We start from the raw sequence: 6,323 nt of genomic DNA on the forward strand, positions 1-6,323 counted from the left end.
TTTCAAGAAAAATGAATAGAGAGTCAAATGCTTAAAAAATTAAAACTGAGTTTACTACTATTATGCTTGCCATTCGCCGCTATGGCCGCTGACTTTAAAGCGGGCGACCAATATACGGTATTAGATATTGAAAAAAGTAAAACCCCTCAAGTAACAGAGTTCTTTTCATTTTATTGTCCACATTGTTTTAAGTTTGAACCAGTGGCAAAGGCGATGGAAAAAAGCCTACCAGCAGGCACTGAATTTATTAAAAATCATGTAAACTTTTTAGGTGGTTTATCTCCACAAGTGCAAAGTAATTTAAGCTATGCCTACATTATTGCAAAGCTAAATGGTAAAGGTGAGCAAGTTGCTGATCAAATATTTAATAGTATTCATGTGCAACGTGCGCCGCTTGATAACATTAAAGATGTAAAGCAGCTGCTTGAGCTAAATGGAATTGATAAAGCTAAATTTGATCAAGAAATTGCTAGCATGCCTGTAATTTCAGCTGAACGTGCAATGCAAGATAAACAAAATAAGTTTTCAAAAGCGGGTGCTTTGACAGGCGTGCCAACATTTATCGTTAATGATAAGTATAAAATCAATATTAATACTATCAAAAGCCAACAGCAGCTTGATGAGTTAGTTGCCTTTTTATTACAACAATAATTTTTGGAGTTAATGAATAATGATCAAATTAGTTAAAGCTGGGTTACTGGCACTTTTATTACCTTTGGCCGTAACTGCCGCACCAACAGAATATGAAGAGGGCGTGCACTACGATGTAGTATCTGACCGCGCCAGTAAAAAGCCTGAAATAAAAGAGTTCTTTTCATTTTACTGCCCTGCATGTAATAACTATGAAGCTTTACTTGCCGATGTTAAACCTAAACTAGACAAAACCGTTACGTTCAAAAAAAGTCATGTGGATTTTGTGGGTGTACGCGATACTGAAAACCAGCAAATGATTTCTCAAGCTCTTGCTACAGCTGAAGTGCTACCACAAAAAGATGCATTGATTGCAGCAATGTTTAATCACATTCACACGAAGCGCGCCAAGTTTAATGAATTAGCTGACATTAAAGATGTATTTGTAGCGCAAGGTGTTGATGGTGATAAATTTGATAAAATTTATAAAAGCTTTTCAGTACGTACTATGGCCTCAAAAATGAAACGCGAGCAAGATTACTATAAAGAGAAGGGGGCGCTAAGAGGCGTACCAACCTTTATCGTAAATGGTAAATACAAGCTTAATCTTGGGCGTGAAACAGGTATTACAGCGCCTGAAGATATTAGTAAATTGATTAACTACTTAGCTGCTAAATAACGAAGCAGATTGGTCTTATAAAAGCTCCGTACGCGGAGCTTTTTTGTTACTAGGGTCTGTTTATCTTTACGGATTAAAATTTGTTCAAACTAGGGGCGGTTTAATCGCGGCGCGAGGATTGTAACCTAGTGGGCTAAGTCAAAACCGAGCAACAAAGAGTAAATCGCCCCTAGGCAGAACCCGAAGGGCAGCGCCTGTTTGGCATTGATGCTGCGTTATCGCCTATTTATGGGGAATAACCACACCACATAGGCGCTGCCTTGCCTAAATACCAAACAGACTGCTGCAAATTCAATCTTGAAAGGTCAACAGACCCTAGAGAAATAATGCAAAAAATACTCGTTTCAAGTTGTTTACTCGGTACGCCTGTCCGTTACGACGGTACTGGGCAAAAGCTAGTTCACCCACAAATTACTACATGGCAATCACAAGGTCTTATTATACCGTTGTGCCCTGAGGTTGCTGGTGGATTATCGACACCTAGAGCGCCAGCTGAAATCAGACACGATAAAGTGATTACAAATGCCGATGAAGATGTAACGGCTGCATTCAGGTTAGGCGCGAAGAAGGCCTTACAATTATGTATGTCTCATAATATCCGCTTTGCACTACTAAAGGAATCAAGCCCATCATGTGGTCGTAATACAATTTATGATGGCTCGCACCGTGGTATTAAAGTTGCGGGAATGGGATTAACGGCGGCATTACTAGAACGAAATGGTATTAAAGTATTTAGTGAGGTGCAAATGCCAGCACTTTTAAAAGCGCTGGCTTCATGCTGAGCAGTCTATTTCTTTTGTAAGAAAACACCCGACTCGATGTGATGGGTATAAGGGAACTGGTCAAAAATAGCAAAACGCTTAACTTCATGGGTTTGGCATAAATGATCTAAGTCTCGTTCCAAAGTGTCTGGGTTGCATGAGATATAAATAATGTTTTCATAGTTAGCGACTAAGTCACAGGTGAGTGTATCCATACCTGCACGTGGAGGGTCAACTAAAATGGTTTGGCAGTCGTAGCTTTTTAAGTCAATCCCCTGCAAACGTGAAAAAGTACGTTCGCCATTCATTGCTTGCGTAAACTCTTCGCTCGACATACGAATAATATCTAAATTAGTGACGTTATTTTTAGCTATGTTGTACTGTGCAGAATGCACTGAAGACTTAGATATTTCTGTTGCAAGCACTCGATTAAATGAACCTGCCAATGCGATAGAGAAGTTACCATTACCACAATAAAGCTCTAGTAAGTCGTTTTTAAGTGGAGCACATAGCTGTTGTGCCCACTCAAGCATTTTAATATTCACCTTGGCATTTGGTTGCGTAAAGCTATTTTCAACTTGTTGGAATATTAACTCTTGGTCATTTACAGTTAAGCGCTCAGTAACAAAGTCTTCACCGAGTACTTCTTTTTGCTTTCGAGCTCGGCCAATAAAATCAATTTTGTATGTGTTACTTAGTTTAGCCTTTAATGCTTTTATCTCTGTCATCCACTGCTCATCAAGTGGTTTGTGATAAAGTAGGCTAACTAAAATTTCACCGCTTAAAGTAGATAGGTAATCAATTTGAAATAACTTACGGCGTAGTATTTCACAGCCTTTCAAATTATCGATCATGGCAGCCATGACTTCACCAATTAAAGGTGCTGCAGGGTCAAAGGTATCAACACGTATTTTTTCTTTTGTGGCTTGATCAAACATAATATGGAACAAATCATCCCCATCATGCCATACTCTAAATTCAGCCCGTTGACGGTAGTGAATAGGCTCTGAGCCAAATACTTCTAATTGCTCAACCCCAAAACGTTGGAATTGCGCAATAATACGCTGCTCTTTCTCGCTTAGTTGTGCATCGTACGTTGATGTATCGATTTTAATAACTGCCATTATGCCCACTACCTTCTATCTTTAAGCTATTTGTCGGCGCTATTGTAGGGGGCCGGAAGTATTTGTCTAGTTTTGAGTAAAAGTAAGTGCTGTTTTTTTGTTCGTTTTACTTTAGGTTTTTGTAAACTTGCCGATAATAAAGAATGCAAATATAGGAGTCGGATTATGAAAATTGGCAATTTTGGTTATGTCCCAAACAATAACGTCAATCAAAACAGCAGTAAGGTCGCATTAACGCAGCCGACAATACAGTCCCCACAAGACAGTTATCAGCAACGTGGTAAAGAACTTGCGGCAAAAGTATTGGGCGACAAAATGGCAGAAGCGCTTGGATTACCTGTTGAGCACGAGAAAAAAGACAAGCCTTTGTTTGATTTTGAAGAAATCGTAAAGAATGTTTTAGACTTTGTGACAGGTGCTGTAAAAAAAGCGCAAGCGGATGGCGCTGATGATGACAAGCTCAAAGGCATGCTTAGTGATGCTCGCAAAGGAGTTCAAATAGGTATTGATGATGCGTATGCAGAACTCAAAGATACTGGTGTTTTAAATGACGATATTGAACAAGGTATCGAAAAATCAAAAGAGGGCATTTTTAATGGTCTTGATGAATTTGAAGACGACCTATTTAACCCTCAACCGGATTCTGTCAGTGTTAGTCAGGCGCAATATTTAAGTTTAAGCAATAATGCGCAGTATAATTTTACAACTGCTGAAGGTGATGAAGTAAGTATTAGCTTTGCCGATGCCTTTACTCAGCAATCAGCAAGTAGCTATCAGCGCTCTGGTGATAGCGAAGGTTTTGCTAGTGAGTCATCTCAATCTCGTGAGCTTTCATTTAGTATGTCAGTAAATGGCGATTTAAATGAAGATGAACAAGAGGCAATCAATGCCTTAATGGAAGACTTACAAAGTGTCAGTCAAACTTTCTTTGGTGGTGATTTAGATGAAGCCTTTGAGCAAGCGCAAGAACTTAGTTTAGGCAGCGAGCAGCTGGTCGCTTTTTCGATGGATCTAAAGCAAACTAAAACATTTGCATCAATTAAAGGTTATGAAGAAAACAAACCAGCTCCAGAAAAAGAAGTAGCAAATAAAGTGGCGCCGTTTAATGATGACTTGAGAGAGACATTTAATAAGGCAAATGAACTTGGTCTGCAAAATCAGTTGTCAGGTATTTTACAATGGCTAAACCAAGATCAAGAAGAGGTCGGTAAGCTGGTTGATTATACTAAATCGATGTTTGAGCAAATGAATAAACTGCGTGAGGCAGTCTCAGAAGCTTAAGCTTTATTTTATACTATGTGCGTGGCAAACTGTTCAGCTTAAATGAAGCTTGGAGTAGGCGGTTTGTCATCACACATTATGGTATTCGATTCAGGTATAGGCGGCACAACAGTACTTGAGCATATTAAAGACTTATTACCTCAAGCCGAACTAAGTTATTTTATGGATAATGCTTATCTGCCTTACGGTAAGTTAAGCCAAGAAACAATTGTTGCGCGCTTAACCTCTTTACTTCATTACATTACAGCTCACCAATTAAAAGTTGATGTTCTAGTAATTGCTTGTAATACAGCATCGACATTAGCATTAGCAAAAATAAGAGAGTTAACTAGTATACCCGTTGTGGGCGTTGTTCCAGCAATAAAGCCCGCTACTCTATTAACGCAAACTCAGCGTATCGGTTTATTAGCAACGCCTGCCACAATTAGCAACTGTTATACTCAGCAACTCATAGCACTTTATGGTGAAGGCTTAACTGTCGATTTATATAGCAGCGTCGAGCTGGTGGCTATCGCAGAGCAATTCTATTTTACAGGTGAGTTCAATCAAGCTAAGTTTGCAAAGGAAATGCAAAAGCTCGCGATTAAGCCAAGTACTGACGTGTTGGTGTTAGGGTGTACACATTTTCCAATCTTAGCTAAGCAAATAGATAACTATTATAATGGAACCATTAAGCTGATGGATTCTGGCGCTGCAATAGCCAAAAGAGTTGTTGCGGTATTAGCTGAGAAAAATGGTTCAGAGCAGCTAGTCTCTAATATTGAAGCTATACATACTAAACAAAAAAAACCGCTGCATTACTATGCAACGGCTTCTGTATTAACTAATAAGTTAATAGTGGAGCATGTTAAGCTGATTGATTTGTCTCTGAACGCATAGAGGTTGAATCATCATCTTGTTTTTGTTTCGCTTCACGAACTTTCAACGTACGTTGTTGGAACTCACTATCATTTAATTGCGAAATAGCATTGTCAGCATCCGACTCTGCCATTTCAACAAAACCAAAGCCACGACGCTTGCCAGTATTTTTATCCTTTAATAGGCGTACGTTGAAAACTTTACCTTGTTCTTCAAATAAGGCGCGAACAACACTTTCATTTGCACGATATGGAAGATTGCCAACATAAAGCGTTTTTGTTTTTACTTCGGCCTCTTCTACTACGTCAGATGATAGTGCACCAACTACAAGGCCACCAACTAAAACACCTACAGCAAATAGTAAGCCAGGGCTTAGTGCTAAGCTTGAAAGTGCGAAATTGACTATAACAAAACCAATAACAGCCAGAATAACTAAAGAGATAAGAGATTTTTGATCGGGTAATTTCATTTTGATCTACCAATAAACAGGAAATAAACATTAATTTAACATTGTGAACTTGCTATCTTAACGCGATAAATGAACATATCAATGTTATTTATGTGAAATTATTAAATTTACCGTAAAAAATGACGCGAAAACTCCTGTTAAGTGACTATTTCATGGGTTTTTGAGTGCTTTTTGAGCGAACAGTCAAAAGTTTTAAAAAAAGGGTTGATCTGTTTTCGGATCTCCCTATAATGCGACCCCACTGAGACGGCAGAGCAGGCAACGCTTAAGCTGCAAGCAAGTTACTTAGTAAGTCGAGTAAAACTTGAGTTTAAATTTTTAATAAAGTTTAAAATTAAGTGTTGACAAAAAAATAGGAAAGCGTAACATGCGCAGCCCTAGCGAGATAAAGCAACGCGTTTTAATCGCAACGTTCTTTAACAATATAAAGCAATCATCTGTGTGGGCACTCGTACAGATTGAGTTCTAACAGCCGAGCTTAGTTCGCTAGGTAAGGCAAAAAATTTAGAGTCTCAATTGAA

General features: G+C 38.7%; 7 protein-coding genes. 5 read left to right on the forward strand and 2 right to left on the reverse strand.

Annotated features, from left to right (window positions below):
- Window positions 1-27: 27 nt before the first annotated feature.
- The 3 genes from B5G52_RS20155 to B5G52_RS20165 all read left to right on the forward strand — a co-directional run bounded on the left by B5G52_RS20155 (window position 28) and on the right by B5G52_RS20165 (window position 2,091).
- On the forward strand, window positions 28-651 hold the full coding sequence (locus tag B5G52_RS20155; protein ID WP_087534422.1) for a thiol:disulfide interchange protein DsbA/DsbL: 624 nt from the start codon (window positions 28-30) through the stop codon (window positions 649-651).
- A gap of 19 nt (window positions 652-670) precedes the next feature.
- The gene (locus B5G52_RS20160) at window positions 671-1,309 is read left to right on the forward strand and encodes a thiol:disulfide interchange protein DsbA/DsbL (RefSeq protein ID WP_087534423.1); all 639 of its coding nucleotides are present in this window, start codon (window positions 671-673) and stop codon (window positions 1,307-1,309) included.
- 326 nt (window positions 1,310-1,635) lie between these two features.
- Window positions 1,636-2,091 carry a DUF523 domain-containing protein gene (locus B5G52_RS20165; RefSeq protein ID WP_087534424.1) on the forward strand — a complete coding sequence of 152 codons (456 nt, stop codon included), beginning with the start codon at window positions 1,636-1,638 and terminating at the stop codon, window positions 2,089-2,091.
- A 5-nt stretch (window positions 2,092-2,096) separates the two neighbouring features.
- On the opposite strand, the gene trmA is transcribed toward B5G52_RS20165, so the two are convergent.
- On the reverse strand, window positions 2,097-3,194 hold the full coding sequence (gene trmA, locus B5G52_RS20170) for a tRNA (uridine(54)-C5)-methyltransferase TrmA (RefSeq protein ID WP_087534425.1): 1,098 nt from the start codon (window positions 3,192-3,194) through the stop codon (window positions 2,097-2,099).
- 165 nt (window positions 3,195-3,359) lie between these two features.
- Here trmA and B5G52_RS20175 point away from each other — a divergent pair, with 165 nt between their 5' ends.
- Together B5G52_RS20175 and murI are read left to right on the forward strand one after the other, a co-directional pair.
- Window positions 3,360-4,475: a DUF5610 domain-containing protein gene (locus B5G52_RS20175; RefSeq protein ID WP_087534426.1), complete on the forward strand. Its 1,116-nt coding sequence runs from the start codon at window positions 3,360-3,362 to the stop codon at window positions 4,473-4,475.
- Between the two features lie 63 nt (window positions 4,476-4,538).
- Window positions 4,539-5,354, forward strand: coding sequence for a glutamate racemase (gene murI, locus B5G52_RS20180; protein WP_087534429.1), 816 nt, complete (start codon window positions 4,539-4,541; stop codon window positions 5,352-5,354).
- On the opposite strand, the gene B5G52_RS20185 is transcribed toward murI, so the two are convergent.
- Complete coding sequence (locus tag B5G52_RS20185; RefSeq protein ID WP_087534427.1) at window positions 5,323-5,802, reverse strand: RNA-binding protein; 480 nt, start codon at window positions 5,800-5,802, stop codon at window positions 5,323-5,325. The two genes, murI and B5G52_RS20185, sit on opposite strands and share 32 nt — an antisense overlap.
- Window positions 5,803-6,323: the final 521 nt, after the last annotated feature.

Origin of the sequence: Pseudoalteromonas sp. A601 (genome assembly GCF_002165575.1) — a bacterium.
GTDB lineage: Bacteria > Pseudomonadota > Gammaproteobacteria > Enterobacterales > Alteromonadaceae > Pseudoalteromonas.

What these genes read in the sequence shown, in the direction of transcription:
- trmA (WP_087534425.1), bottom strand. Translation starts at nt 3,194, where the DNA reads ATGGCAGTTATTAAAATCGATACATCAACGTACGATGCACAACTAAGC.
- B5G52_RS20165 (WP_087534424.1), top strand. Translation starts at nt 1,636, where the DNA reads ATGCAAAAAATACTCGTTTCAAGTTGTTTACTCGGTACGCCTGTCCGT.
- B5G52_RS20155 (WP_087534422.1), top strand. Translation starts at nt 28, where the DNA reads ATGCTTAAAAAATTAAAACTGAGTTTACTACTATTATGCTTGCCATTC.
- B5G52_RS20185 (WP_087534427.1), bottom strand. Translation starts at nt 5,802, where the DNA reads ATGAAATTACCCGATCAAAAATCTCTTATCTCTTTAGTTATTCTGGCT.
- B5G52_RS20175 (WP_087534426.1), top strand. Translation starts at nt 3,360, where the DNA reads ATGAAAATTGGCAATTTTGGTTATGTCCCAAACAATAACGTCAATCAA.
- B5G52_RS20160 (WP_087534423.1), top strand. Translation starts at nt 671, where the DNA reads ATGATCAAATTAGTTAAAGCTGGGTTACTGGCACTTTTATTACCTTTG.